This is a genomic window from Arthrobacter horti, from assembly GCF_030731045.1.
Lineage (GTDB): Bacteria > Actinomycetota > Actinomycetes > Actinomycetales > Micrococcaceae > Arthrobacter_E > Arthrobacter_E nanjingensis.
In genome coordinates, this window is the sequence record NZ_JAVALS010000011.1 from 22496 (window position 1) to 47883 (window position 25388).

At 69.1% G+C, this 25388-nt stretch carries 25 protein-coding genes; 17 read left to right on the forward strand and 8 right to left on the reverse strand.

The genetic code is table 11. The features are described 5' to 3' along the window. Positions 1-11 precede the first annotated feature (11 nt). The 3 genes from Q9R02_RS13300 to Q9R02_RS13310 all read right to left on the reverse strand — a co-directional run bounded on the left by Q9R02_RS13300 (position 12) and on the right by Q9R02_RS13310 (position 3365). Positions 12-977 carry an ABC transporter permease gene (locus Q9R02_RS13300; RefSeq protein ID WP_305997185.1) on the reverse strand — a complete coding sequence of 322 codons (966 nt, stop codon included), beginning with the start codon at positions 975-977 and terminating at the stop codon, positions 12-14. A 2-nt stretch (positions 978-979) separates the two neighbouring features. Continuing rightward, positions 980-2164, reverse strand: a complete 1185-nt coding sequence (locus Q9R02_RS13305) for an ABC transporter substrate-binding protein (protein WP_305997186.1) — start codon at positions 2162-2164, stop codon at positions 980-982. Between the two features lie 112 nt (positions 2165-2276). Beyond that, positions 2277-3365 carry an ABC transporter ATP-binding protein gene (locus tag Q9R02_RS13310; RefSeq protein ID WP_305997187.1) on the reverse strand — a complete coding sequence of 363 codons (1089 nt, stop codon included), beginning with the start codon at positions 3363-3365 and terminating at the stop codon, positions 2277-2279. Positions 3366-3587: 222 nt separating this feature from the next. On the opposite strand from Q9R02_RS13310, the gene Q9R02_RS13315 reads away from it, so the two are divergent. The 9 genes from Q9R02_RS13315 to Q9R02_RS13355 all read left to right on the forward strand — a co-directional run bounded on the left by Q9R02_RS13315 (position 3588) and on the right by Q9R02_RS13355 (position 11197). Beyond that, positions 3588-4370, forward strand: coding sequence for a FadR/GntR family transcriptional regulator (locus tag Q9R02_RS13315; RefSeq protein ID WP_305997188.1), 783 nt, complete (start codon positions 3588-3590; stop codon positions 4368-4370). Then, positions 4357-5112: a cache domain-containing protein gene (locus Q9R02_RS13320; protein WP_305997189.1), complete on the forward strand. Its 756-nt coding sequence runs from the start codon at positions 4357-4359 to the stop codon at positions 5110-5112. The genes Q9R02_RS13315 and Q9R02_RS13320 overlap by 14 nt, the downstream gene beginning before the upstream one ends. A gap of 193 nt (positions 5113-5305) precedes the next feature. Next, a complete protein-coding gene (uraD, locus tag Q9R02_RS13325; protein ID WP_305997190.1) occupies positions 5306-5803 on the forward strand; it encodes a 2-oxo-4-hydroxy-4-carboxy-5-ureidoimidazoline decarboxylase in 498 nt (165 codons plus the stop codon). After that, positions 5800-6141: a hydroxyisourate hydrolase gene (gene uraH, locus Q9R02_RS13330; RefSeq protein ID WP_305997191.1), complete on the forward strand. Its 342-nt coding sequence runs from the start codon at positions 5800-5802 to the stop codon at positions 6139-6141. The genes uraD and uraH overlap by 4 nt, the downstream gene beginning before the upstream one ends. Positions 6142-6305: 164 nt before the next feature. Further along, a complete protein-coding gene (locus Q9R02_RS13335; protein WP_305997192.1) occupies positions 6306-6683 on the forward strand; it encodes an ABC transporter permease family protein in 378 nt (125 codons plus the stop codon). Between the two features lie 128 nt (positions 6684-6811). Further along, complete coding sequence (gene purF / locus Q9R02_RS13340) at positions 6812-8449, forward strand: amidophosphoribosyltransferase (RefSeq protein WP_305997193.1); 1638 nt, start codon at positions 6812-6814, stop codon at positions 8447-8449. A gap of 69 nt (positions 8450-8518) precedes the next feature. Next, entirely contained in the window at positions 8519-9652 is a 1134-nt protein-coding gene (gene purM, locus Q9R02_RS13345) for a phosphoribosylformylglycinamidine cyclo-ligase (RefSeq protein WP_305997194.1), read from the forward strand. Between the two features lie 158 nt (positions 9653-9810). After that, entirely contained in the window at positions 9811-10521 is a 711-nt protein-coding gene (locus tag Q9R02_RS13350) for an alpha/beta fold hydrolase (protein ID WP_305997195.1), read from the forward strand. Between the two features lie 25 nt (positions 10522-10546). Further along, positions 10547-11197, forward strand: coding sequence for a nucleotidyltransferase domain-containing protein (locus Q9R02_RS13355; RefSeq protein ID WP_305997196.1), 651 nt, complete (start codon positions 10547-10549; stop codon positions 11195-11197). On the opposite strand, the gene Q9R02_RS13360 is transcribed toward Q9R02_RS13355, so the two are convergent. Next, positions 11194-12117, reverse strand: a complete 924-nt coding sequence (locus Q9R02_RS13360; protein ID WP_305997197.1) for a LysR substrate-binding domain-containing protein — start codon at positions 12115-12117, stop codon at positions 11194-11196. The genes Q9R02_RS13355 and Q9R02_RS13360 overlap by 4 nt on opposite strands. 149 nt (positions 12118-12266) lie before the next feature. On the opposite strand from Q9R02_RS13360, the gene Q9R02_RS13365 reads away from it, so the two are divergent. From Q9R02_RS13365 to Q9R02_RS13395, 7 genes are read left to right on the forward strand one after another with little or no spacing between them, the layout of a single operon-like run. Further along, positions 12267-13295 (forward strand): amidohydrolase family protein, encoded by a 1029-nt coding sequence (locus Q9R02_RS13365; RefSeq protein WP_305997198.1) that lies wholly within the window; start codon positions 12267-12269, stop codon positions 13293-13295. Positions 13296-13309: 14 nt separating this feature from the next. Beyond that, complete coding sequence (gene ligK / locus Q9R02_RS13370) at positions 13310-14002, forward strand: 4-carboxy-4-hydroxy-2-oxoadipate aldolase/oxaloacetate decarboxylase (protein ID WP_305997199.1); 693 nt, start codon at positions 13310-13312, stop codon at positions 14000-14002. Positions 14003-14004: 2 nt separating this feature from the next. Continuing rightward, on the forward strand, positions 14005-14955 hold the full coding sequence (locus tag Q9R02_RS13375) for an amidohydrolase family protein (RefSeq protein WP_305997200.1): 951 nt from the start codon (positions 14005-14007) through the stop codon (positions 14953-14955). Position 14956: 1 nt separating this feature from the next. Further along, the gene (locus tag Q9R02_RS13380; RefSeq protein ID WP_305997201.1) at positions 14957-16276 is read left to right on the forward strand and encodes a protocatechuate 4,5-dioxygenase subunit alpha/beta; all 1320 of its coding nucleotides are present in this window, start codon (positions 14957-14959) and stop codon (positions 16274-16276) included. Between the two features lie 21 nt (positions 16277-16297). Continuing rightward, positions 16298-17254, forward strand: coding sequence for a Gfo/Idh/MocA family oxidoreductase (locus Q9R02_RS13385; protein ID WP_305997202.1), 957 nt, complete (start codon positions 16298-16300; stop codon positions 17252-17254). Continuing rightward, positions 17251-18225, forward strand: a complete 975-nt coding sequence (locus Q9R02_RS13390; protein ID WP_305997203.1) for an aldo/keto reductase — start codon at positions 17251-17253, stop codon at positions 18223-18225. Before Q9R02_RS13385 ends, Q9R02_RS13390 begins: the two co-directional genes overlap by 4 nt. After that, entirely contained in the window at positions 18222-18920 is a 699-nt protein-coding gene (locus tag Q9R02_RS13395; RefSeq protein WP_305997204.1) for a substrate-binding domain-containing protein, read from the forward strand. Before Q9R02_RS13390 ends, Q9R02_RS13395 begins: the two co-directional genes overlap by 4 nt. Positions 18921-18958: 38 nt before the next feature. Here Q9R02_RS13395 and Q9R02_RS13400 read toward each other — a convergent pair whose 3' ends face one another. Then, a complete protein-coding gene (locus Q9R02_RS13400) occupies positions 18959-20152 on the reverse strand; it encodes a 4-hydroxybenzoate 3-monooxygenase (RefSeq protein ID WP_305997205.1) in 1194 nt (397 codons plus the stop codon). Positions 20153-20431: 279 nt separating this feature from the next. Here Q9R02_RS13400 and Q9R02_RS13405 point away from each other — a divergent pair, with 279 nt between their 5' ends. After that, positions 20432-21706, forward strand: a complete 1275-nt coding sequence (locus Q9R02_RS13405; protein WP_305997267.1) for an MFS transporter — start codon at positions 20432-20434, stop codon at positions 21704-21706. Here the strand turns inward: Q9R02_RS13405 and Q9R02_RS13410 are convergent. From Q9R02_RS13410 to Q9R02_RS13420, 3 genes are all read right to left on the reverse strand, one after another. Further along, complete coding sequence (locus Q9R02_RS13410; protein ID WP_305997206.1) at positions 21703-22452, reverse strand: IclR family transcriptional regulator; 750 nt, start codon at positions 22450-22452, stop codon at positions 21703-21705. The two genes, Q9R02_RS13405 and Q9R02_RS13410, sit on opposite strands and share 4 nt — an antisense overlap. A gap of 89 nt (positions 22453-22541) precedes the next feature. Continuing rightward, entirely contained in the window at positions 22542-24425 is a 1884-nt protein-coding gene (locus Q9R02_RS13415) for a bifunctional sugar phosphate isomerase/epimerase/4-hydroxyphenylpyruvate dioxygenase family protein (protein WP_305997207.1), read from the reverse strand. Further along, positions 24425-25324, reverse strand: coding sequence for a shikimate dehydrogenase (locus Q9R02_RS13420; RefSeq protein ID WP_305997208.1), 900 nt, complete (start codon positions 25322-25324; stop codon positions 24425-24427). Before Q9R02_RS13420 ends, Q9R02_RS13415 begins: the two co-directional genes overlap by 1 nt. Positions 25325-25388 lie beyond the last annotated feature (64 nt).

Sequence of the window (25388 nt, forward strand, 5' to 3'; positions counted from 1 at the left end):
GCGGGCCCTCCTTACAGTTCGTCCAGGGCGCCGGTCCGGCGCACCACCAGCAGGTAGATCATGATGATCACGATCGGGATCAGGGAGATCGCGGAGGCGAACGGCAGATTGTTCGCGGCGCCCACATTGCTGTAGACCACCGTGCCGAGCATCTGCGTCTTGCCGCCCACGATCTGGGCCGTGATGTAGTCGCCCAGCGTCAGGGAGAAAGTGAAGATGGTCCCGGCGATCACGGACGGCACCAGGAGGGGCATCACCACCAGCCGGAGCGTCGCCCAGGGCTTGGCGCCCAGGTCCCCGGAGGCCTCCAGGAGGTTGTCCGGCACCTTCTCGAACCCCGCGTGGATGGGCAGGATCATGTACGGCAGCCAGATGTACGCCAGCGTGAGGACCACGGCGGTCTCGGAGTACCCCGGGGAGTTGAGCCCCAGCGGCGCTCCGAGCCATTCGAGCAGCCCGCCCTCCGCCAGCACGTTCCGCCACGCGTACGCCTTCACCAGGTAGCTGGCCCAGAGCGGCATGAGCACGGCCGCCAGGAGGAGCCTCTGCCAGCGGGCCGTGGCCACCTTCGCGATGAAGAACGCCAGCGGAATGGCCACGACGGCGTCGATCACCGTCACGAGCACGGCGATCCACACGGTGCGGAGCGCGATGCCCTGGTAGACCGGGTCCAGCACGGCCTGCTTGATGTTGTCCAAGGTCCACGCCTGGGAGACCTTGCCCGTGAACGAGTCCACGCTCCACAGCGCGGTGATCAGCAGCGCCGCGAGGGCCGCGATGTAGACGAGGACCAGCCAGCCGGCCGGCGCCGTGAGCAGACCCGCCAGGCGGGCCCGGGGTGACCGGTAGAGGAAGCCCGAGAGCGCGCTGGTCCGGGCGCGGGGCACGTCGCCGTGCCGGGCCGGAGCGCCGCTCTGAGCGGGGCCGCCTCCTGGAAGTGGGCCCGGGGCGCCGGGCTGGCTGAGCTGGATCGACATGACTAACCCTTGATTTCCGTCCAGGCCTTGGTCCAGGCCGAGTAGTCGGTGCACTTGGCGTCGGAACGGCCGTCCAGGCACTTCTCCACCGGGGTGGTCCAGTACCAGATCTTGGAGGCGTAGTCGGCGTCCTTCACGTGGTAGGTGTCGCAGAACTTCTTGTCCGAGGTCAGGTCACAGGCCTTCGGGTTGGCCGGGGCCTCGCCGAAGTACTCCGCCACGGCGGCCTGTGCCGTGGGGCTCGCGATGTAGTCCAGCCACTTGTAGGAGCAGTTGGGGTTCTTGGTCTTGGAGCCGATCATCCAGGTGTCGGACCAGCCCGTGGCGCCTTCCTCCGGCAGCACGGTGGCCACCTTGGTGCCGTTGCCCTCGGCGATGTTGGCGCCCACCTGCCAGGTGGTGCCGAGCACGGTGGAGCCGGAGCCGAAGGACTGCACCTCCTTGGTGACGTCGTTCCAGTACTCGCCCACGTTCTTCTTCTGGTCCTTGAGGAGGTTCTTGGCCGCGTCCAGCTGCTTCTCATCCAGCGCGTACGGGTTCTTGATGCCCAGATCCGGCTGGTGCTTCATGAGGTACATGGCAGCGTCCGCGATGTAGATGGGCGAGTCGTAGGCGGTGACCTTGCCGGCGTACTGGGAGGAGCCCTCGAAGACGGACTTCCAGGACGTCGGCGCCGGGCTGACCTTGTCCGTGCGGTACATCAGGACATTGGCGCCCCAGCCGTGTGGCATGCCGTAGTTCTTGCCGTCCACCGTGTTCCAGGCCTTGTCCTTCAGGAACGGGGAGACGTCCGCGTAATTCTTGAGCAGGCTCGTGTTGACGGCCTGGACGTCGCCGCCGGCCACGAGGCGGAGGGAGGCGTCGCCGGAGGCGGAGATGACGTCGTACTGGCCGGTCCGCATGAGGGTCACGGCTTCGTCCGACGTGCCGAACGGCTTGAAACTGACCTTGCAGCCGGTCTCCTGCTCGAACGGGTGGACCCAGTCGACCTTGGGGTCGTTGGATCCGTCTTCGACGTATCCGGGCCAGCCGAGGATGGAGACCTGGCCTTCGCCCTGCCCGATCTCGGTCTTGGTGGGGGCCGGGGCGGCGCTGCCGCCTCCGCCGGTGGTGCCACAGGCCGTGAGGGCGAGAGCCGCGATCGCGGCGAGGCCCACGGCCTTGAGGCGCATGCTGGTGCGTGCCACTGGAGTGTCCTTTCACTGGGTGCTGCTGAGGTGAATCGTGCGGTGAATTCTTGACGGGGGGAACGACGACGGCGCGCGGCCGGCGTCGGTGAAGTGCGGTGAGGTGTCGCGATCAGGCGGCGTCGGGCAGCCAGACGGCGTCGTGCTCGGCCCAGGCGACGGTGACCCGGTGCCCCTTCAGGGCGTCCGTGTCCGGCACGTCCCCGTGGACGAGGGCGATGACGGTGGGGCCGGCGTCGAGCTCCACGTGCACCTGGGTGGCGTGGCCGACGTAGACGGCGGAGGTGACCCGCCCGGCCAGGACCCGGGCGCCCGGGGTGAGGTGGCCGGCGTCGTGCGCCGTGGCCTCCCAGTTCAGGTGCAGGCGCTCGGGGCGCACCACGAAACTCGCGCCCGGCCCGGAGGCGGTCCCGCCGATGCCGGCGGTGAGGATGTTGGAGGTGCCCACGAAGTTGGCCACGAACGCGGTCTGCGGGCTGCGGTAGATCTCGTGGGCGGAGCCGGTCTGGGCGATGCGGCCGTTGCTGAAGACGCCGATCCGGTCGCTCATGGTCAGGGCCTCCTCCTGGTCGTGCGTGACGAAGATGAAGGTGATGCCCAGGGAGCGCTGCAGTTCTTTGAGTTCGATCTGCATCTGCTGGCGCAGCTTGAGGTCCAGGGCGCCGAGGGGTTCGTCCAGGAGAAGGACCTTGGGCTCCACCACCAGGGCGCGGGCCAGGGCGACGCGCTGGCGCTGGCCGCCGGAGAGCTGCGCGGGGCGGCGGGCCACGAACTTGCCCAGCTGCACACGCTCCAGGGCCTGCGCGGCACGTTCCCGGCGCTCGTTCTTGCCCATGCCGCGGACCCTCAGGCCGTAGGCGACGTTGTCGATCAGGGACATGTGCGGGAAGAGCGCGTAGTCCTGGAAGACGGTGTTGACGTCCCGTTCGAAAGGGGCCTTGGTGCTGACGTCCGCGCCGTCCAGTTCGATGGTCCCGGAGCTCGGGAGCTCGAAGCCGGCGATCATCCGCAGGACCGTGGTCTTGCCGGAGCCGGACGGGCCCAGCATGGAGAAGAACTCGCCCTGCCGGATGTCCAGATCCACGCCGTCCACGGCATTGACGTCGCCGAAGGTCTTGACCAGCTTCCGCAGGCGGATGGCGGGGACCTCGGCCGGGGCCGTGATGGGAGCCGCCGTGGGGCTCTGTGCCGTTTCACTCATCGCAGTGCCTTTTCTCGTGTTCCGGGGCCTGGGGAGGGCCCGTGGTCCTGGACGATCTCCGCGTGATGCGGCTCACATCCGAGCTTCTGCGCTAAAGACTATTACTTCAGAGGATTTATGTATAGACCCCACTCTGAAGCCGGACTACCATGGCCGATACCGGGCACATCTGTCCGTCAACCCACACCGGACCACGGAAAACGCAGCACGAGGGGGCTGGGAATGTCGCTTTCGCCACTCGGGGCCTCGCGCAGCCTGGCGGCCCTGTTCACGCCCATCAAGTCGGGCGGGCTGGTGGACGAGGTGTGCTCCCGGATCGAGCTGGCCATCGAGACCGGGCTGCTCAGCGCCGGGCAGCGGCTCCCCAACGAGGTGGAGCTCGCCTCCGCCCTGGGCGTCTCCGCGGTCACCACGCGCGAGGCGCTCTCCCAGCTGCGCGGCCAGGGCCTCATCCGCACCGTCCGCGGCCGCAGCGGCGGCAGTTTCATCGCCGACGACGCGCTCCCCTCCCCCGACAAGGCGCGACGCCGACTGGCCTCGCTCACGCGCCTGCAGATCACCGACCTGAGCCTCCACTACCAGGCCATCGCCTCGGCGTGCGCGGCGCTGGCCGCCCGGCGGGCGACGCCGGATGATCTGGAGACCCTTCACGAACTGGCACAGGGCCCCGGCGGCGGTGTCACGGACCCTCTCGCCTGGCGTATGACCCACTCCGAATTCATGCTGGAGGTCGCCGCCGCGGCCCGTTCGGCGCGACTGGCCCGCGAACTCCTGCGAATCCAGGCGGAACTGGGCACCTTGACGCTTCTCCCGTTCGGGGACGAAGCTTTCCGTGCGGAAGCGAGCCGGCTCCACGAGGCGCTCGCCTCCGCAATCGAGCGGCAAGACCCCCCGGCCTCCGAGGCCCTTGTCCGCGAACTCATCCACAACACCAGTTCATGGCTGCTCGACGAACTCTCCGCCGGGCCGCTCAGCCGCAAGGAGGCGGCTCATGACCCGCACTGACGCCACAGACTCCCCCCTGACTCCAGACATCACCCCGGCCTCCCCCGCGGCCGGACCCGCCGAAGACACCCCCGAGTCCTTGCGGCAGCTGGACGCCCTGCTGAGCGGCCTCACCGCACAGCTGGCCGGCTGGGCCGAGCGGACCACGGACTGGCTCGGCCGCACCTCCCGCGTGACCAGCACCTCCGTGGACAAGTTCGTCCGCCCGGCCGTGGAGACGCTCCTGCAGCAACCCGGATCCCCCATCGCCGGGGCCGGATTCATCGCCACTCTGGGACTCCTGGCGCCGGACCGCAGTTACATGGCCTGGTGGCAGGGCGACGACATGGAACGCGTGGACGCCCTGGCCAACTTCAGCCCGCAGCCGGTCAGCCGGTACATGCGCGCCGAGTGGTTCCGCGTCCCCGTCTCCACAGGGAAACCGCATGTCACCGGCCCGTACATCGACCTGCTCTGCACGGACGAGTACGTCTGCACCTTCACGTACCCGGTGTTCCGGCTCGGCGCCATCGCGGGAATCGTCGGGATGGACGTCACGGCACAGAAGCTGGAGCTGATGGTCCTGCCTCTGCTTCGGCAGCTGGGCCCCACCGCCGCGATGGTGAACCAGGCCGGACGGGCGGTGGTCGCCGTCGCGACGTCGACGGACGCCGGCGACGCCGTCCGCGCGGCTCCCGGCGCCAGGAGCCATCCGGTGGGCGGGCACTTCACGGTGCTCACCGCCGTTGAGCCGGCCAGCTGAAGCGTCCCGCAACCCCATCGCTCTCGCGAACCGTCAGTTGATCGCAGTCGCATCGGATACGACTGCGATTAAGTGACGTCTCGCGTCAGAAGAGGGGCCGGAACGGACTGTGACGCTTGACACCTCCACGCCTGAACACGTTGAATAATTACGCATACCGAAAATCAACTTCCGCATTGCGAAATAGGTGTTTATGAACCTCGAGGAATTCAATGCCCTGTCCCGGGAGGACGCCATCGCCGTCGTCCGCCCGGCCCTGGACATCCAGCGCTGGATCGAGGCCGTGGTGGACGCGCGTCCCTACGGCTCCGCCGGCGATCTGAGCGAGACCGCCGGCACCGTGGCGCACCCGTTCAGCGCCGAGGAGCTCGAGTCCGCTCTGGCGCACCACCCGCGCATCGGCGAGAAGGCCAAGGGCGACAGCAAGGAAGCCGCGCTCTCCCGCAATGAGCAGTCCGCCGTGGACCCCAACGACCGCGAGGTCCAGGATGCCCTGGCCAGCGGCAACGCCGCCTACGACGCCAAGTTCGGCCGGGTCTTCCTGATCCGTGCCGCCGGCCGCAGCGCCCAGGACATCCTGGCCGCTCTGAACGAGCGCCTGGGCAACACCCCTGAAGAAGAAGACATCATCGTGGCGGACCAGCTGCGGCAGATCGCCGTGCTCCGCCTGGAAGGAGCCGTGCAGGCATGAGCGTTTCCCAGATCACCACCCACATCCTGGACACCGGTTCGGGCCGCCCCGCCGCCGACGTCCCGGTGGTCCTCTCCGTGAACAACGACGGCGCGTGGAGCGAAGTCGCCCGCGGCGTCACCGACGCGGATGGCCGCATCAAGAACCTCGGCCCGGAGGCCGTGGCCGGCGGCACCTACAAGCTGACCTTCGCCACCGGCGGCTACTACGCGGCCAGCGGCCAGGACACCTTCTTCCCGGAGGTGGACCTCACCTTCTCCGTGGCCGACTCCGGCGAGCACTACCACGTGCCGCTCCTGCTGAGCCCGTTCGCGTTCTCCACCTACCGCGGCTCCTGAAGCCCGGCCTTCAGCCACGCGAGGTAGCAGATCACGCCCCTAAAACTCGGTTTTAGGGGCGTGATCTGCTACCTCGCGCGTGGGTTACAGGGTGCGTCACGGGACTGCGGGGATCCGGAGGGAGCTCGCAGGGAACATCCAGTGATCCGGGATACCCTTGATCCATGCAGCAGGACCGCGCCACTCACGCCGACGCCAGCCTCGAAGAGCGTCAGATCACCGTTCGCACGGCACCCAAGTACGTGCCGTTCCTGGTGGCCGGTGGACTCATCGGCCTGGTGGTCGCCGCGATCTCCGCATTCGGCTTCCCCACGGTGCAGTCCGTGAGCAACCCGGCCCGCTCCTATGACCCCAGCACGGTGTTCGGCTTCCTGGCCGTCCTGTATGCCGGACTCGGCGTAGCCCTGGGCGCCGTGGTGGCCCTGGTCCTGGACCGCGTGGGGCGCCGCAACAGCCGCGTCGCCACGGTCCGCGCACTCAGCAGCGAGGAGAACCGCGCCGAAGAGGAGCGCACCGCTGCCGCCGAAGAGCGCGAGGACTGAGTCCCCCGGACTCCCGCACGAGAAGACTTCATACGACGGATCCGCAGGCCGGACGCCCATGGCGTCCGGCCGTCGTCGTACTCCCTGACGAGTGTCCTGGGTATCCCACGGCATGCGATAATTGACCAGTGGCACGCGGCGACGGAAAACTCTCACACGATCTTCTCCCCGGTGAAAAGGGCCCTCAGGACGCCTGTGGCGTCTTCGGCGTCTGGGCACCCGGTGAAGAAGTAGCAAAGCTCACCTACTACGGACTGTACGCACTGCAGCACCGTGGTCAGGAATCCGCAGGCATCGCGACGAGCGACGGCCAGCGCATCAACGTCTACAAGGACATGGGTCTGGTCTCCCAGGTCTTCGACGAGACCACCCTGAACACCCTGACGGGCCACCTTGCCGTGGGTCACTGCCGGTACTCCACCACGGGTGCCAGCCACTGGGCCAACGCCCAGCCGACGCTCGGCGCCACCGCCAACGGCACCGTGGCCCTGGCTCACAACGGCAACCTGACCAACACCGCCGAGCTGCGCCAGATGATCATGGACCGCACCGGCGGCGCCCTGAGCGGCGAGATGAAGCAGGGCAACACCTCGGACACCGCCCTGGTCACCGCGCTCCTGGAAGGCGATGAGGGCAAGACCCTGGAGCAGACCGCCCTGGAGCTGCTGCCCAAGATCAAGGGTGGCTTCTGCTTCGTCTTCATGGATGAGGGCACCCTGTACGCCGCCCGCGACACCTACGGCATCCGCCCGCTGGTCCTCGGCCGCCTGGAGCGTGGCTGGGTGGTGGCCTCCGAGCAGTCCGCCCTGGCCACCGTGGGCGCCAGCTACATCCGCGAGATCGAGCCGGGCGAGTTCCTGGCCATCGATGAGAGCGGGGTCCGCACCCAGCGCTTCGCCAAGGCCACCCCGGCCGGCTGCGTCTTCGAGTACGTCTACCTGGCCCGTCCGGACGCCGCCATCGCCGGCCGCTCCGTGTACGAGGCCCGCGTGGAGATGGGCCGCCAGCTGGCCCGCGAGAACATGCATGAGGCGGACATCGTGATCCCCGTGCCGGAGTCCGGCACTCCCGCCGCCGTCGGCTACGCCGAAGAATCCGGCATCCCGTTCGCGCACGGCTTCGTCAAGAACTCCTACGTCGGCCGCACCTTCATCCAGCCGTCCCAGACGCTGCGCCAGCTGGGCATCCGCCTGAAGCTGAACGCCCTGGATTCCGTGATCCGCGGCAAGCGCGTGGTGGTGGTGGACGACTCGATCGTCCGCGGCAACACCCAGCGCGCCATCGTCCGCATGCTGCGGGAGGCCGGCGCCAAGGAGGTCCACGTCAAGATCTCCTCCCCGCCCGTGCAGTGGCCGTGCTTCTACGGCATCGACTTCGCCTCCCGCGCCGAGCTCATCGCCTCCGGCGCCTCCATCGAGGAGATCGCCAAGGCCATCGGCGCCGACTCCCTGGGGTACATCTCCGAGGACGGCATGATCGCCGCGACGCACCAGCCGCGCGAGCGCCTCTGCACCGCCTGCTTCACGGGCAAGTACCCGATCGCACTGCCGGATCCGGAGCTGCTGGGCAAGAACGTGCTGGAGCGCGACGGCGACGCCTCGGCTTCCGGCACCGCCCGGCCCGCCGTCGAGCTGCCCTCCCCGGCGGAGGACGCCCGCGTGACGGCCTCCGGCGACGTCGTGGCCGGTGCGACCGGCTGCGACCCGGGCCCGGACTCCGAGTTCGAGAACTTCCTGACCGAAGAAGACAAGCACCCCGCGTCCTGAGCACCCCACCCGGGCCACAGCCTTGCGCCTGACCGAGAACCAGCCCAGAGCCTGAAAGAGAACCAGACCATGAGCTCCTCCCCCGCAGAGAACGGCATCACCTACGCCTCGGCCGGTGTCGATGTGGAAGCCGGCGACCGCGCCGTCGAACTGATGAAGGACGCCGTCAAGGCCACCCACAACTCCTCCGTGCTGGGCGGCGTGGGTGGTTTCGCCGGCCTCTTCGACGTCTCCCGCCTGGTCAGCTACAAGAAGCCGCTCCTGGCCACCTCCACGGACGGCGTGGGCACCAAGGTCGCGATCGCGCAGGCCATGGACATCCACGACACCATCGGCTTCGACCTGGTGGGCATGGTGGTGGACGACATCGTGGTGGTGGGCGCCGAGCCGCTCTACATGACCGACTACATTGCCTGCGGCAAGGTGGTCCCGGAGCGCATCGCGGACATCGTCCGCGGCATCGCGGCCGCCTGCTCCGTGGCCGGGACCGCCCTGGTGGGCGGCGAGACGGCCGAGCACCCTGGCCTGCTGGGTGAGCATGAGTACGACGTCGCGGGCGCGGCCACCGGTGTGGTCGAGGCTGACGCGCTGCTGGGCCCGGACCGGGTCAAGGCGGGCGATGTGGTGATCGGCATGGCCTCCTCCGGCCTGCACTCCAACGGCTACTCCTTGGTCCGCCGCGTCATCAACCACGCCGGCTGGGAGCTGGACCGTCAGGTCTCCGAGCTGGGCCGCACGCTGGGCGAGGAGCTCCTGGAACCCACCCGCGTGTACGCCGCGGACTGCCTGGACCTGGCCCGCGCCTTCCCGGTGAACTCCTCCGCCGCCATCCACGGTTTCAGCCACGTGACCGGTGGCGGCCTGGCCGCCAACCTGGCCCGCGTGCTGCCGCAGGGCCTGCTGGCCACCGTGGACCGCAACACCTGGGAGCTGCCGGCCATCTTCAAGCTGGTCTCCGAGCTGGGCAATGTCCCGCTGCCGGACCTGGAGCGCACGCTGAACCTCGGCGTGGGCATGGTGGCGATCGCCTCCCCCGAAGCCGCCGACGCCGCCGTCGCACGTCTGAACGAGCGCGGCCTGCCGTCGTGGGTCATGGGCACCGTGGCCGAGGACAGCGGCGCCTTCACCGGCACCGTGGACTACGTCCAGGGCGCCAAGGGCGTGGACGGCGGCGCCGTCCGCCTGGTGGGCCAGTACGCCTGACCCTCGCTTTCATCGACTGCTCCATAAGGTGCCGGAATCCCTGGTTTTCGGGGTGAAAACGGCATCGTATGGAGCAGTCGATTTTTAAGCCGCCCGTGAGATCCCATTGAACGGAATTGCCGTGGGACACGGAGACCACCGGGCCTAGCGTGTGAGCCATGACACACTTTGTTCTGGTTCACGGCGCCTTCCATGGTGGATGGTGCTGGTCTGACATCGTCGCGGGACTTGACGCGAAGGGCCACACAGCAGTGGCCCCGGACCTTCCCGGCTCCGGGGATGATCCCACCCCCGTCTCCGAGGTCACCCTCGAATCCGCCGCCGCGCGGATCGTGGAGGAGCTCAAGGCCGAGGACGGACCTTCCGTCCTGGTGGCCCACAGCATGGGCGGGATCGTCATGACCCAGGTGGCCGCCCAGGTCCCGGAGCTCATCTCGAAGATGATCTACGTGACCGCATTCCGGCCGGTGGACGGCGAGTCCCTCCTGGCCCTCGCGGGACTCCCCGAAGGCGCCGGAGACGGCGTCCAGGCGAACAGCACCGTGGCAGGAGATCCACCGGTGGTCATCTTCGACATGACCAAGTCCCACGAGGTCTTCGGCACCGGCGTCCCGGCGGATATCGCCCAGGCCGCGGCCGAGCGGCTGACGCCTCAGCCGGCTTCCCTGTTCGCCACCCCGGTCAGCATTGCGGGTGCGCAGCTTCCGCCCACCGAGTACGTCATCTGCACCCAGGACCGCGCGATACCGCCGGCCCTCCAGGAGCTCATGGCCGCCCGCGCCCCAGAGGCCACGATCCACCGTCTGGACACCGGCCACTCCCCGTTCTACTCCGCGCCGGAGGAGCTGCTGGAGATCCTCCTCGGCTGAGCCGGACCCGGGGTATTCTCGGTGCATGCTGACTCCGACCCCCGTGACCCCTTGGGTTCTCCAGACCCCGCAGGACGTGGCCCGGCTCCTGGACGCCGTGGACGTGCGCTGGTGGCTGTCAGGAGGCGTGGCCCTGGACCACTGGCTGGGCCGGAAGATCCAGGAGCGCGGCAACACCGATGTCAGCACGACGTCGGCCGACGTGGCCCGCCTGGTGGACCTCCTGCCGGAGCGGTTCAGCGCCTGGGTCGCCGTGGACGAGGTGCTGACTCCGTGGAATGAGGTGCCGGAGGGCGTCGACGTGCAGCCCGTGTCCATTCACGACGATCAGGCCGGTACCTGGGTGCTCCGGGTGAACGTGGAGGACGGGATTCAGCGGGCCTGGCTGTACCGCCGGGACCCTCGTCTCCAGCTCCCCTGGGAGCGGGCGGTCCTGGACGTCGGCGGCATCCCGACCGGCGCACCCGAGGTTCAGCTGGTCTGGAAAGCCCTGCGGCCGCGCCCCCAGGATGACGTGGACAAGGACGCCGTGCTCCCGGCCCTTTCCGAGGAGGCCCGTGCCTGGTGGGAGCGGTCCATTCTGTCCGTCCATCCGCACTCCACCTGGTCGATCCATCTGCGCAGCCCCTTCGCGCCGGCCAAGGCCAGCTGGAACCGGCCCCGTCGCAACGCTTAGCCCTGTTCCGGCCCCTCAGTGCGGTAGGCCTCCGAGGCCACGGCGTCGAACACCAGCGAGCGGAACCACCGCTGAGCAGGGGACAGGCTCGCCTCGCGGCGGGTGTAGAGCGCCACGGGGTTGCTGGCGCCCGGCCACGGAAGGTCCGTGATCGTCAGGCCGGGGAACCAGCCCCTGAAGACCTCCGCCACGTGCCGTGGCAGGAACACCACCAGATCCGTCGCTTCCAGAACTGCGGGCACCGTTGCGTAACCCTCGACCGTCAGGGCCACCTGATCCATCAGGCCATGCTCCACGAGTGCTTGAAGAGGGAAGACGTGACCACCGCGGGCGGACACCCGGACGAACCGGCGCCCCTCGAACATCTCCGGCCCCACGGGAGGCAGAGCGTGCTTCCCCGCGCACAGCGCCACATACTCCACGTCCCGGACCGTGGTCCGCCAGAGGAGTGGATCGGCCATCAGCATGACGGTGATGGCCAGGTCGATGGTGCCGCGGCTCAGGCCGTCCTGCACCTCATCGGAATCGAGCCGCTCCACTTTCAGCTGGATTCCGGGCGAGGCGCCGGCGAGCGCCTCCATGATGGGCGGCAGGAAGGTCTGCTCACCGATGGACGTCAGGCCCAAGGAGAATTCACCGGTGAACGTCATCGGGTCGAAGTCCCCCGGGTCACTCAGGGCGTTCTCGATCTTCACCAATGCGTCCTGCAGCGGACCGAACAACGTGGTGGCGCGCGCCGTGGGGACCATGGCGTGGCCTTCCCGGCGGAACAGGTCATCTCCGAACTGTTCCCGGAGGCGCCGGACCGTGTAACTCACCGTGGGCTGGGTGACGTGAAGGCGGTGCGCGGTGGCCGTCAGGCTCCGCAGCTCGTACAGCACCACGAAGGTCCGCAGCTGGTTCAGGTCGACGAGTTGCACTATAGATCCCCTCTATATATGGAGGCTCGAATATCTATTCGACTATAGCGTGTGGCGCGGCTTACAGTCGTTGCAACGGCATCCGGCAGAGGCGCCGGCGCGGGACCCCACAGCAGTCGGTCCACGGCCTGGAGGGACAAGGACGCACGATGATCATCGACATTCATGGCCACTACACCACGGCACCGGCTCCGCTGGGCGCCTGGCGCGATCTGCAGATCGCCTTCACGGAAGGCCGAGGAGAGGCCCCCGATCCGGCCACGCTGCGCATCAGCGACGACGACATCCGCGAAAGCATCGAGGCGAACCAGCTCAGGCTCATGAAGGACCGCGGCAGCGATGTCACCGTCTTCAGCCCCCGCGCGTCGTTCATGGCCCACCACATCGGCGACCTCGCGGTCAGCGAGACCTGGGCGCGGATCTGCAACGACCTCTGCGCCCGCGTCAGCGAGCTCTACCCCGAGCACTTCGTCATGGGCGCCATGCTCCCCCAGTCCCCCGGCGTCGCACCGGAGACCACCCTCGCCGAGCTCACCCGCGCCGTCGAGGAACTCGGTGCGGTCACGGTCAATCTCAACCCGGATCCCTCCGGCGGCAAGTGGACGGCGCCGGCGCTCACGGACCGCTCCTGGTACCCCGTGTACGAGAAGCTCGTCGAATACGAGATCCCAGCGATGGTGCACGTGAGCACCTCCTGCAACCCGGCGTTCCACACCACCGGCGCGCACTACCTCAACGCGGACACCACCGCCTTCATGCAGCTCCTGCAAGGCGATCTGTTCCGAGACTTCCCGGACCTCAAGCTCGTGATCCCGCACGGCGGCGGCGCGGTGCCCTACCACTGGGGACGTTTCCGCGGTCTCGCGATGGCGCTGGGCAAGCCGGAGTTCGAGGAGCACCTGCTGAAGAACGTCTTCTTCGACACCTGCGTGTACCACCAGCCCGGCATCGACCTCCTGACCTCGGTGGTGCCCACGGACAACATCCTCTTCGCCAGCGAGATGATCGGCGCCGTCCGCGACATCGATCCCCGCACCGGCCACCACTTCGACGACACCAAGCGCTACGTCGATGCCACCCCGAACCTCGACGACGCCCAGCGCGCCCAGGTGTTCGAAGGCAACGCCCGCCGCGTCTACCCCCGCCTCGACCGCGCCCTCGCGGCGCGGGGGCTCTGAACAGAGGACCCCTCATGCGATTGAACAATCTCGGCATCGTCCACACCCGCATCGACCGGCCGGACCCGGCCGACGTCGAGCGCCTGTCCCGGTTCGGCGTCGCCACCATCCACGAGGCCATGGGCCGCGTGGGACTGCTGCGCCCCTACATCCGGCCCGCCTACCACGGTGCCAAGCTCTGCGGCCCGGCGGTCACCGTGCTCCTGCAGCCGGGCGACAACTGGATGTTCCACGTCGCCGCTGAGCAGGTGCAGGAGGGTGATGTGATCGTGGCCGGCTGCACCACGGAGAGCGAGGACGGCTTCTTCGGCGAGCTGCTCGCCACCTCCCTGACCGCCCGCGGCTGCAAGGGCCTGGTGATCGACGGCGGTGTCCGCGACGTCGAGGACCTCGAGAAGATGGAATTCCCGGTCTTCTCCCGCGCCATCAACGCGAAGGGCACCGTCAAGGCCACGCTCGGTTCCGTGAACATCCCCGTGGTGGTCGCCAACGCCGTGGTCAACCCCGGCGACGTGGTGGTGGCCGACGTCGACGGCGTGGTGGTGGTCCCGCGCGAACTGGTCGGGGCGGTGGCGGATGCCTCGCAGAAGCGCGAGGACAACGAGGAGGCCAAGCGCGTGAAATTCCGCGACGGCGTCCTGGGCCTGGACATCTACGGCATGCGCGAGCCGCTCGCGAAGGCCGGCCTGGAATACGTGGAGGACTGAGCATGGCACACGGAGACACCACCGGCGATTTCGAGAAGTCCCCCGGCTGGCTCGACTGGTACGACGGCCCCAGCACCCCCGCCTTCACCCTGCCCGAAGGCGCCGTGGACGCCCACTGCCACGTGTTCGGCCCAGGCGGGCAGTTCCCCTACGCCCCGGAGCGCAAGTACACGCCCTGTGACGCCTCCGCGGATCAGCTGTTCGCGCTGCGTGATCAGCTGGGCTTCGAGCGCAATGTGATCGTCCAGGCCACCTGCCACGGCGCGGACAACCGGGCCCTGGTGGACGCCCTGCAGCGCAGCAACGGCCGCGCCCGCGGCGTCGCGACCGTCCGCCGCGACGTGACCGCGGAGCAGCTCGCCGAGCTGCACGCGGCCGGTGTCCGCGGCGTCCGCTTCAACTTCGTCAAGCGCCTGGTGGACCGCGTGCCCACCGACTCGCTCGAGGAGATCGTGGCGAAGATCGCCCCGCTCGGCTGGCACGTGGTCATCTACTTCGAAGCCGAGGACCTTCCGGAGCTGTACGGCTTCTTCTCCTCGATCCCCACGGATGTGGTGGTCGATCACATGGGCCGGCCGGATGTCACCAAGGACCCGGACGGGCCCGAGTTCGCGCTGTTCCTGCAGTTCATGCGGGAGAATCCGAACGTGTGGACCAAGGTCTCCTGCCCCGAGAGGCTCTCCGTCACCGGGCCGCGCGCCCTGGACGGCGAACAGCACGCCTACACCGACGTGGTGCCGTTCGCCCGCCGCGTGGTCGAGGAGTTCCCCGGCCGCGTCCTCTGGGGCACCGACTGGCCCCACCCCAACCTCAAGGACCACATGCCCGACGACGGGCTGCTGGTCGACTACATCCCGCGGATCGCGACGACACCGGAACTGCAGCGGCAGCTGCTGGTGGAGAACCCCCGTCGCCTCTACTGGCCCGAATCACTGAACACCCAGGGAGCATGACATGGCACTCGACAAGCCGTACAAGGACGTACCCGGCACCACGATCTTCGACGCCGAGCAGGCCCGCAAGGGCTACCACCTGAACCAGTTCTGCATGTCCCTGATGAAGCCGGAGAACCGCGAGCGGTTCCTGGCCGACCAGGAGGCGTACCTGGACGAGTGGCCGCTGAACCCCCGCCAGCGTCAGGCCGTCCTGGACATCGACCTGAACACCTGCATCGCCGAGGGCGGCAACATCTACTTCCTGAGCAAGATCGGCGCCACCCACGGCCTGAGCTTCCAGCAGATGGCCGGCTCCATGACCGGCATGTCCGAAGCCGCGTACCGGGACATGATGGTGGGCGGCGGACGCCGCCCGGAGGGCAACCGCCTGAAGGACCTGGACGGCTGGACCCCGCCGCAGCCCGGCGAGAAGGCCGAGACCCTGCGCCAGGACGCCCCGGCCGCCTACACCTCCGCGCTGTTCACCTCCCATGTGCCCGCCATCGGCGCGGCCATGGACCTCGGCAAGACCGAGGAGCCGTACTGGAAGAAGGTCTTCGACGGCTACGAGTGGACCCGCAAATGGGCCAAGGAGAACACGCCGGACGTGGTCATCCTGGTCTACAACGACCACGCCACGGCCTTCGACTCCTCCATCATCCCCACCTTCGTGCTCGGCACCGGCTCCGACTACCCGGTGGCCGATGAGGGCTACGGGCCGCGCCCGGTGCCGGACGTGAAGGGCTACCCGGAACTGGCGGCGCACATCGCCCAGTCCGTGATCCAGGACGACTTCGACCTCACCCTGGTCAACGAGATGGTGGTGGACCACGGCCTGACCGTCCCCCTGTCCCTGGTCTTCGGCGACGTCGAAGAGTGGCCCTGCAAGGTCATCCCTCTGGCCGTCAACGTGGTCCAGTACCCCGTGCCATCCGGGCGCCGCTGCTACGAACTGGGCCGCGCCCTGCGCCGCGCCCTGGACAAGTGGGACGGCGAGCAGCTCAACGTGCAGATCTGGGGCACGGGCGGCATGAGCCACCAGCTCCAGGGCCCTCGCGCCGGCCTCATCAACGAGGAGTGGGACAATGCGTTCCTGGACCACCTGATCGCCGACCCCGTGGGCCTGACCGAATGGCAGCACATGGAGTACGTGGACGAGGCCGGTTCCGAGGGCATCGAGCTCGTGGACTGGCTGATCGCCCGCGGCGCGATGGATGATCAGTTCGGCGGTGGATCCCCCGAGGTCAACCACCGTTTCTACCACGTGCCCGCCTCCAACACCGCCGTGGGTCACCTCGTGCTGACCAATCCGTCCGTGCAGGACCCGGCCACGGCCTGAACCGACCCCTAGGAGATTCGAATGAGCAACAGCAGGACCCGCGTCGCCGTCGTCGGCGCCGCCGGCGCCTTCGGCATGAAGCACCTGGACGGCCTGGCGAACATTCCGGAGGCCGAGGTCACCGTGGTGAGCGGCACCCGCCCTGAGCCCACCCAGGCGGTGGCCGAGAAGTACGGCGTGCCGCACGCCGTCGTCGGCCTGGACGCCGTGCTGGAGCGCGACGACGTCGACGCCGTCATCCTCGCGACGCCCACCGGACTGCACGCTTCGCAGACGCAGGCCGTGCTCGCCGCGGGCAAGCACGTGCAGGTGGAGATCCCGCTGGCCGACTCCCTGGCCGATGCCGAAGCGACCCTCGCGATCGCCGACGCCTCGGACCTGGTGGCCATGGTGGGCCACACCCGCCGTTTCAACCCGTCCCACCAGCTGGTCCACCAGCGCATCGCCGCCGGCGAGTTCAACGTGCAGCAGATGGACGTGCAGACGTACTTCTTCCGCCGCAGCAACACCAACGCCAAGGGCGAGCCGCGGACCTGGACCGACCACCTCCTGTGGCACCACGCCGCGCACACCGTGGACCTGTTCGCCTACCAGGCGGGGAAGATCGTGCAGGCGAACGCCATTCAGGGACCGGTCCACCCGGAGCTGGGCATCGCGATGGACATGTCCATCCAGCTCAAGAGCGAGAGCGGCGCGATCTGCACGCTGTCCCTCTCCTTTAACAACAACGGCCCGTTCGGCACCTTCTTCCGCTACATCGGCGACACGGAGACCTACATCGCCCGGTACGACGATCTGGTCAACGGCCGGGACGAGCCGATCGACGTCTCCAACGTGGCGGTCAGCATGAACGGCATCGAGCTGCAGGACCGGGAGTTCATCGCCGCGATCCGCGAGGGCCGGGAGCCGAACTCCTCACTGCGCCAGGTGATCGACTGCTACCGGGTCCTCGGGGCGCTCGAGGAGCAGCTGGCGTGATCCTGCCACGGATGGGCCTGGGCTGCATGAACGTCAGCCACGCGTACGGCGTCGCCCCCACCCCGGAGGAGGGGGCGACGCTGATCCGCGCTGCGCTCGACGACGGCGTGCGGCTTCTGGACACGGCCACCCTGTACGGCGGTGGGCGCAATGAGGAGCTGGTGGGGCGGGCGATCGCCGGCCGGCGCCACGAGGTGATCCTGGCCAGCAAGGGCGGGATGGCCCTGGTGGACGGCGTCAAGACCATCGATGGACGCCCGGAGACACTGCGGGCCCAGGTGGAGGCCTCCCTGGGCCGGCTGGGCGTGGACCACATCGACCTCTACTACCTGCACCGCTGGGACAAGAGCGTCCCCATCGGGGAGAGCGTGGGCGCCCTCGCCGAGATGGTGGAGGCCGGCAAGATCGGCGCCATCGGGCTCTCCGAGGTGTCGGTGGCCCGTCTGCGTGAGGCGCAGGCCGTGGCTCCCATTGCCGCCGTCCAGAACGAGTACTCGCTGTGGAGCCGGAATCCCGAGCTCGGGATGCTGGAGGCGACGCGGGAGGCCGGGGTGGCCCTGGTGGCGTTCTCCCCGGTGGCGCGCGGTTTCCTCGCCGACGGGGTGTCCAGCCCGGCGGATCTCTCCGAACGGGACATCCGCCGGGCGATGCCGCGTTTCCAGCCGGAGCACTGGGCGGCGAACGCCGCGCTCCTGCCCGCCTGGCGGAATCTCGCCGCGGACGCCGGCTGCACCCCCGCTCAGCTGGCCCTTCTGTGGCTGCTGTCCCGGGGCGATCACGTGGTCCCGATCCCCGGGACGACGAGCGTGGCCCATCTCCGCGAAGACTTCGCGGCTCTCGGTCTGCAGGCCGATCCGGCCGTGCTGGCCCGGGCCGATGAGCTGATCGGCACCGCGACGGTGTCCGGGCAGCGCTACAACCCGGCGCAGTCGGCCGAGGTCGATTCGGAGACCTTCGAGGACGCGGCATGAAGGCCATCTCCTCGATGGCCACCCGACAGGTGCTGTCCGACCTCCTGAGCGCGGCGGAGTCCGCCGGGCTCGGATCGGTGGCGCTGGAGTCCGTGGGCGGTGTGGACGCGGCCAAGCGCGTGGCCGGCGGCGAAGCGCTGGACCTGGTGTTCCTGGCGGACGGTGCGCTCAGCACCTTGGCCGAGGCCGGGCACGTGGACGGCGCGACGATCAGGCCCCTGCTGCTCTCCCAGGTGGCCGTGGCCGTCCCGTCCGGTGAGGACCGCCCGGCCACGCGCCCGGAAGACGTGGCTTTCCCGGACGCCGACGGCGTCCGTCAAGCACTGCGGGAGGCCTCCCGGATCGGGTACTCGACCGGGCCGAGCGGCACCGCGCTGCTCCGCATGATCGACGCCTGGGGCCTGATGTCCGACGTCGGCGATCGCCTGGTGCAGGCGCGTCCCGGCATCCCGGTGGCGCGGCTGCTCGCCGCCGGCGAGGTGGATCTCGGCTTCCAGCAGCTCAGCGAGCTGGTGGGGGAACCGGGAGTCCGCATCCTGGGTGTTCTGCCGGCCGATTGCGCCGTCAGCACCGTGTTCTCCGGTGCCGTGGCCACCGCCTCGGAGAACCCCGCCGCCGCCGCGGCGGTCCTGGATCACCTGGCTTCTGCCGCAGCAGTCGAGCTGAAGACGGCACACAGTTTCGATCCCTGCTGAACCGGCCCCGGGCCGTGAGGCCCGGGGCCGGCGACGGCTCAGGCGCGCGGGGACGGCCAGCCGGTGTAGCACTCGGCCAGGTAGGAGGCGCCGTGGCGGGAGGACACCACGGAGTTCAGTTCACCCAGGCGGCGGGCCTGATCGAACTCGCTGTCCCCGGGGGCGGCGTGCAGCATGGAGGTCATCCAGTAGGAGAAGTGCTGGGCCTTCCACACCCGGCCCAGGGCGACGTCGCTGTAGGTGTCCAGGCCTCCGGTGGAGCCGGTGCGGTAGTAAGAGTCCAGGGCCTCGAAGAGGACCTTCACGTCATGAATGGCCAGGTTGAGGCCCTTGGCGCCCGTGGGCGGGACCGTGTGGGCGGCGTCGCCGGCCAGGAACAGTTTGCCGTGGCGCAACGGCTCCTGGACGAAGCTGCGGAACGGGAGCACCACCTTCTCCAGGACGGGACCCTCCTTCAGCTCAAAGCCGTTGCCGTTGACCCGCTGCCGCAGGGTGGACCAGATGCGCTCGTCATCCCAGTCGGCCACGTTCTCCCGCGGATCGCACTGGAAGTACATGCGCTGCATGATCTCCGTGCGCTGACTGATGAGGGCGAAGCCGTGCTCCGAGTTGGCGTAGATGAGCTCATCCGAGCTGCGGGGTGCGTCGGTGAGGATGCCGAACCACGCGAACGGGTACTCCTTGAAGTACCGACGGCGCGTCTGCTCCGGGATGAGGCCGCGGCAGTAGCTGCGGGACCCGTCGGCGCCCACCACGAGGTCGGCGCGGAGCTCGGACTCCCGGCCGTCCCCATCGGTGAAGGTCAGCGCGGGGTCCGTTTCCGCGCCTTCGATGCTCACCCCGGACACGCCGTACCGGACGTCTCCGCCGTCGGCCTCCCGGCGGGCCGCGAGGTCCGCGAACACCTCGGTCTGCGGGTAGAGCCACACGGACTCCCCCACCAGGTCCTGGAAGTCGATCCGGTGGCTCTCCCCGTTGAAGCGGAGCTCGATCCCGTCGTGGCGGTCGCCTTCCCGCAGGACACGGTCCGAGACGCCGGATTCCACCAGCAGCTTCACGGTCCCGTGCTCCAGGATGCCGGCCCGGACGGTCTCATGGATGGCCTGCCGGCTGCGGGCTTCCAGGACCACGGACTCGATCCCCTGGCCTGCCAGCAGGTGGGAGAGCATGAGGCCGGCCGGGCCTCCGCCCACAATGGCGACCTGGGTGGTGCTGGTCGTGCGTCGACTCATGGACAGACTCTCTTTCACCTGCAGACCGGCCCTCCATCGGACCGGCTCCGGACAACTGCTCCGAGTGTGCTCCAGATCACCGCCGCCACGCCAATGGCATTCCATTGAACGGAAGCCGATGCACCTGCTCGCCTCCCAGCCCGCCGATCCAGATTTTCCATTCAACGGAATGCGCCATTCCGGACGCAGCACCGAAAGTGATACACCTCTCACCATTCATCCTCTGACGGAGGTTCTCCCGTGACACAGTCGTCCCCCTCCCGCACATCCACCCCGGCGATGCTCTGCTGGCTCGCCATGGTCCTCGACGGATTCGACCTGGTGGTTCTGGGTGCCGTCATCCCCACCCTGCTGAAGTCCAAAGAACTCGGCTTCGACCCCGCCGGCGCCACCCTGGCCGCCACGATCTCCCTGGTGGGCGTGGGCATCGGTGCCCTGTTCATCGCCCCGCTCTCCGACACCTTCGGCCGCCGGAAACTCCTGGTGGCCTGCGTCGCCTGGTTCTCCATGTTCACGCTCGCCGTGGTGATCGCCCCGAACGTGGCCGTTTTCAGCCTCTTCCGACTGTTGGCGGGCCTCGGCCTCGGTGCCTGCCTGCCCGCAGCCCTCGCCTATATGAACGATCTGGCGCCCGCCGCCTCCGCTGCCCGGGCCACCACCCGCACCATGACCGGATACCACGCGGGCGCCGTCGTGACGTCCCTGCTGGCCTTGCTGCTGATCCCGAACTGGCGCGCCGTGTTCGTCATCGGCGGCCTCGCCGGACTGGCGCTGGCGCCGCTGCTGTGGTTCAAACTGCCCGACTCCGCCCCGCGGCCTGCCGCGGCGGGCGCCGAGAACACCACGAACGACGGCGCGGGCCGGCGTTCAGCGTCGAAGCCCGGCTTCGCGGCCCTGCTGCAGAAGCCCTACCCGCTGGTCGCCGCGGGCGTCGCCGCCGCATCCTTCATGGGCCTCCTTCTGGTGTACGGCCTGAACACGTGGCTCCCCACACTCATGGCCGGCGCCGGCTATTCGATGAGTTCCTCCCTGACGCTGCTGTTCGTCCTGAACGTGGGCGCCGTTGCCGGCCTCCTGGTGGCCGGCTGGCTCGCCGACCGCCACGGGACCAAGCGCATCGTCCTGCTATGGTTCGGGCTGTCCGCCGTACTGCTGGCCTTGCTGAGCCTGAAGCTGCAGAATGAGGTCCTGCTGGATCTGGCCGTGTTCATCACCGGAGTGTTCGTGTTCAGCGCCCAGGTGCTGGTATACGCGTGGGTCAGCCAGCCGTTCCCCCGGCATCTCACCGGCACGGCGCTGGGGTTCTCCGCCGGCGTGGGCCGGCTGGGAGCCATCCTTGGCCCGGCCGTGACCGGCGCCCTGGTGACCGCGAAGATGGCGTACCCGTGGGGCTTCTACGTGTTCGCCCTGGCCGCGGTGGCAGCGCTCCTGGCCTTGGCATTCATCCCGCGCCGAGTGACCCCGGAAGCCCCGGACGCGGCCGTCGGACAGCCGGGCGGCCGCTTCCGGCGGTCCACGGCGATCGACGAGGTGCCCCGTTCCCTGAACGGCTAATCGCGCCGCAGGTCTTCCAGCCCGCTCCGAATCCGGCGGGAGGCGAGCTGAAGGGCCCGCACCACCTCCCGCAGCCGGACCTCGTCCAGCGGGACCACCACGCCCAGCGCGGCCACCGCCTGTCCCTTGGCATCCAGGATGGGTACGGCGATGCCCCAGGTCTCCGGGTCGATGGCGCCGGCCAATTGGGCATAGCCGTTCCGGGCGGCCTCCGCGAGATGCTGCCTCAGCACCTCGGCGGCGGCGAAGCCCCGGGCTTCCAGCCCCTCGAGGTACGCGGTCTGCACGGTGCGGGACTGGAACGCCATGAGCGCCAGTCCTGCGGAGGAGATGTGGACGGGGAGGCGGCCGGCCACCGTGGCCCGGTTGACCACGGATCCCGGACGGGAGAGCCGTTCCACGAACAGGGCGTCCTCTCCGTCCAGGACCGCCAGGTTGACGTTCTGACGCAGCACTGTGTGGATGTCCTCCATGAACGGCAGCGCCACGGTCCGCAGTTCCAGGGTGGGGGAGTTCCGGCTGACCAGCTCCCACAGGTGCAGACCGAGTTTCACGGAGCCGCCCGCGCCGAGGTCCAGGAGGCCATGGGCAGCCAGTTGCCGGACCAGGCGGTGGGTGGAGGAAAGCGGCAGGCCGGCGCGTTCGGCGAGCTCGGACAGCGGCAGCAGGACGGTGCCCTCGGGGAACGCAGCCAGCAGCCGGACCACGCGGTCCACCACGGAATCACCGGATGGGGAGTTCGCCATGCACTTCTCCTAGGACGGCCCGGCACCCCAGGTCTGTTCATTCAATGGAACAGACCCAGGGTACCGCCGAGGTCTCCCGGGACGGAACGTCAGGCCACGCCTCTGGACTGCCGGGCGTCGTACTGCACGGCGTGCCGGACCGGGGCGTTGGCGGCACCGTAGCCGTCATAGCCCCCGCGCCGCTCCACCACCTCGAAGAACACCGAGCCCACCGTGGCCGTGTAGAAGTGCAGGAACTCGCCCTCCCCGTCACGGTCGTAGAGCAGATCCAGCTCGCGCAGGGTGGCCAGGAAGTCCGGCTCCAGGGAGAAGCGGGCGTCAAGGTCCTCGTAGTAGTTGGCCGGAATCGGCAGGAACTCCAGTCCGCGTTCCTTGGCGGCCCGGGCCATGGCGACGAGGTCATCCACGGCGACGGCGATGTGCTCCTGATAGCTCTTGCGCCCAGGGGCGCCGTCCGGGGCACCCTGCTGGACGATCGGGGCCAGGTTCAGGACCAGGCGCACCGCCCGGTCCGAGGTCTGCATGACCTGGGACCGGACCAGCCCGGTGGGGCTCGGCACCTCGGCGAACGGCGCCGGCTCCAGCGCCAGGGCACTCGTGTAGAACAAGACCGCCTCATCGAAGTGCTGCCACGGCTGGGCGAGGTTGACGTGATCGATCACGGCGTACAGGGACGTCGGTCCGGCGTCCTGTCCCTCCCCGAACTCGTGAGTCCACGCCGCCGTCCCGTCCGGGCTCGCCTGGCACAGGAAGATCTCCGTGGAGTCCGGAGCCGCGACCCCCTGGAACATCTCCTCGTCCGCCTGCACCGTGCGAGGCACCACGGGCGCCTTGAGCTGCTGGGCCCGGGCCGAGGCCAGCACCGGGGAATCGACGTCGAAGCCCAGAGCCGCGATGGCCGGCTCCGCCTGGGAGGGCGCCTGCTCGTTGATGATGACGCGCGCCTGCCCCAGGGTCCACAGCTGGACGTCCTTGGTCCGGTGGCGGCCCGCGAACGCGAAGCCGAGCTGCCCCAGCAGCGTCTCCAGTCCGGCGGTGTCGTCCGCCTTGACCTCGGCGAAGTCGAACCCGGTGGTTTCCGGCACCCGGGGCAGGGTGGCCAGCTCCATGGGATGACGACGGCGGTGCGCGGCCGGCGCGCCGCCGTCCTGCACGGTGAGCCGGCGTGCGCTCTGCTCCTCGAGCCAGATCAGCGAGCGCATGGCGTCCACCGCCGTGCGGTCCACATCGGACTGCCGGAAGACATCGTTGAAGACCTCCAGGGACACCGGGCCGGAGTAGCCGGCGCGGACCACATGGGCCATGAACTTCGCAAGGTCGAACTGCCCTTCACCGGGGAAGACGCGGTGGTGCCGGCTCCAGGACAGCACATCCATGGACAGCCGCGGGGCGTCGGCGACCTGGACGAAGAAGATCTTCTCCGGGCGGAACGCCTCGATGGGGGCGGTGTCCCAGTCTCGGGAGAGGATGTGGAAGGAGTCCAGACACGTGCCGAGGTTCGGATGATCCACCATCTCGACGAGCCGGTGGGCGTGCTCGTAGTCATTCACGTACTTGCCCCAGGCGAGCGCCTCATACGCCACCTTGACCCCGTGTTCCCCGGCCAGCCGCGCCAGGCGCGCCAGCTGCTCGGCGCGCAGGCCGTCGTCGTCGATCTGCGCGGTGGCGACGTTGCTGCACACCAGGATGGTGTCCATGCCCAGGCGGGACATGAGGCGGAACTTCGCCTCGGCGCGCCGGAGGTTCTCCCGCAGAAGGTCCTCCGGCACGCTGTCGAAGTCGCGGAACGGCTGATAGAGGTCCAGCCCGAGCCCCAGGTCCGCGGCCAGGGCGCGCACGTCCTCCGGACTGAGCGGGGAGGTGATCAGGTCCTGCTCGAAGAGCTCGATGCCGTCGAAGCCGGCGATGGCACAGGCCTGCATCTTCTCGCGCAGGGTGCCGGACAGGCAGACGGTGGCGACCCCCGTGCGCATCAGAGGCCCGCCCCGGCCGTCGCGGGGGCTTCCTCGGCCGCGATCAGCTCCAGGAAGTGCTCCCGCATGCGGCCGGCGTCGGCGTCGCGCCCTGTGAAGAGCCGGAAGGCGTCCGCGGCCTGGCCCACGGCCATGCGGCCGCCGTCCAGGACCCGGCATCCGGCAACCCGCGCCTCGCGCACCAGCTGCGTCTCCAGCGGCCGGTACACCACGTCCGCCACCCAGTGGCGGCTCTCCAGGAGCCCGGTGTCGAACGGCGCGCCCGGGTGGGCGGCCATGCCGACCGGAGTGCAATTCACGACGCCGTCTGCCTCCGCGAGCAGCGCCGGCAGCTCGGCGGCGGCGTGGGCCGTCACCCTCGTCTGGGGGAACAGCTCACCGAGCGCCTCCGCCCGCTCCGCACAGCGCCCGGGATCGGTGTCCACAAGGTCGAAGACGCGGACACCCGCGGTCAGCAGGGCGTCCGCGACGGCGGACCCGGCCCCACCGGCCCCCAATTGGACCACACGGTCCAAGGCTGCGCCCGGGAGGCCGTCCGCGAGCGCCCGGCTGAATCCGGAGAAGTCCGTGTTGTGGCCGATGAACCGTCCGTCACGGATCAGGACGGTATTGACGGCGCCGAGCCGGCGGGCATCGTCAGACATCTCGTCCAGGTGCTCCAGCACCAGCTGCTTACAGGGATGCGTGACATTCAGGCCATTGAATCCCAGCCGCGAGGACCAGAGCAGCACATCGCCGATCGCGTCAGCGGGAAGCCCGATGCCCGGGAGGTCGAGCGGACGGTACAGGTACCTCAGGCCCTGGACATCGCCCTCCCGTTCGTGGAGGGGCGGCGTCAGGGAGGGCAGAACGCCGTCCCCCACCAGACCGATCAGGACTGATTCTGCGTGAGTGCTCATGCTCAGTGCTCCTTCAGAGGCACCATGGGGCGGTGCCGGGCCAGGCGGCCCGGGCTCCCATCCC

Coding starts and splice junctions, on each gene's coding strand:
- Q9R02_RS13400 (WP_305997205.1), bottom strand. CDS start 20,152: ATGAGTCGACGCACGACCAGCACCACCCAGGTCGCCATTGTGGGCGGA.
- ligK (WP_305997199.1), top strand. CDS start 13,310: ATGCGATTGAACAATCTCGGCATCGTCCACACCCGCATCGACCGGCCG.
- Q9R02_RS13335 (WP_305997192.1), top strand. CDS start 6,306: ATGCAGCAGGACCGCGCCACTCACGCCGACGCCAGCCTCGAAGAGCGT.
- Q9R02_RS13405 (WP_305997267.1), top strand. CDS start 20,432: ATGCTCTGCTGGCTCGCCATGGTCCTCGACGGATTCGACCTGGTGGTT.
- uraD (WP_305997190.1), top strand. CDS start 5,306: ATGAACCTCGAGGAATTCAATGCCCTGTCCCGGGAGGACGCCATCGCC.
- Q9R02_RS13320 (WP_305997189.1), top strand. CDS start 4,357: ATGACCCGCACTGACGCCACAGACTCCCCCCTGACTCCAGACATCACC.
- Q9R02_RS13415 (WP_305997207.1), bottom strand. CDS start 24,425: ATGCGCACGGGGGTCGCCACCGTCTGCCTGTCCGGCACCCTGCGCGAG.
- Q9R02_RS13310 (WP_305997187.1), bottom strand. CDS start 3,365: ATGAGTGAAACGGCACAGAGCCCCACGGCGGCTCCCATCACGGCCCCG.
- Q9R02_RS13365 (WP_305997198.1), top strand. CDS start 12,267: ATGATCATCGACATTCATGGCCACTACACCACGGCACCGGCTCCGCTG.
- Q9R02_RS13410 (WP_305997206.1), bottom strand. CDS start 22,452: ATGGCGAACTCCCCATCCGGTGATTCCGTGGTGGACCGCGTGGTCCGG.
- Q9R02_RS13355 (WP_305997196.1), top strand. CDS start 10,547: ATGCTGACTCCGACCCCCGTGACCCCTTGGGTTCTCCAGACCCCGCAG.
- Q9R02_RS13300 (WP_305997185.1), bottom strand. CDS start 977: ATGTCGATCCAGCTCAGCCAGCCCGGCGCCCCGGGCCCACTTCCAGGA.
- uraH (WP_305997191.1), top strand. CDS start 5,800: ATGAGCGTTTCCCAGATCACCACCCACATCCTGGACACCGGTTCGGGC.
- Q9R02_RS13315 (WP_305997188.1), top strand. CDS start 3,588: ATGTCGCTTTCGCCACTCGGGGCCTCGCGCAGCCTGGCGGCCCTGTTC.
- purM (WP_305997194.1), top strand. CDS start 8,519: ATGAGCTCCTCCCCCGCAGAGAACGGCATCACCTACGCCTCGGCCGGT.
- Q9R02_RS13375 (WP_305997200.1), top strand. CDS start 14,005: ATGGCACACGGAGACACCACCGGCGATTTCGAGAAGTCCCCCGGCTGG.
- Q9R02_RS13380 (WP_305997201.1), top strand. CDS start 14,957: ATGGCACTCGACAAGCCGTACAAGGACGTACCCGGCACCACGATCTTC.
- Q9R02_RS13350 (WP_305997195.1), top strand. CDS start 9,811: ATGACACACTTTGTTCTGGTTCACGGCGCCTTCCATGGTGGATGGTGC.
- Q9R02_RS13420 (WP_305997208.1), bottom strand. CDS start 25,324: ATGAGCACTCACGCAGAATCAGTCCTGATCGGTCTGGTGGGGGACGGC.
- Q9R02_RS13395 (WP_305997204.1), top strand. CDS start 18,222: ATGAAGGCCATCTCCTCGATGGCCACCCGACAGGTGCTGTCCGACCTC.
- Q9R02_RS13385 (WP_305997202.1), top strand. CDS start 16,298: ATGAGCAACAGCAGGACCCGCGTCGCCGTCGTCGGCGCCGCCGGCGCC.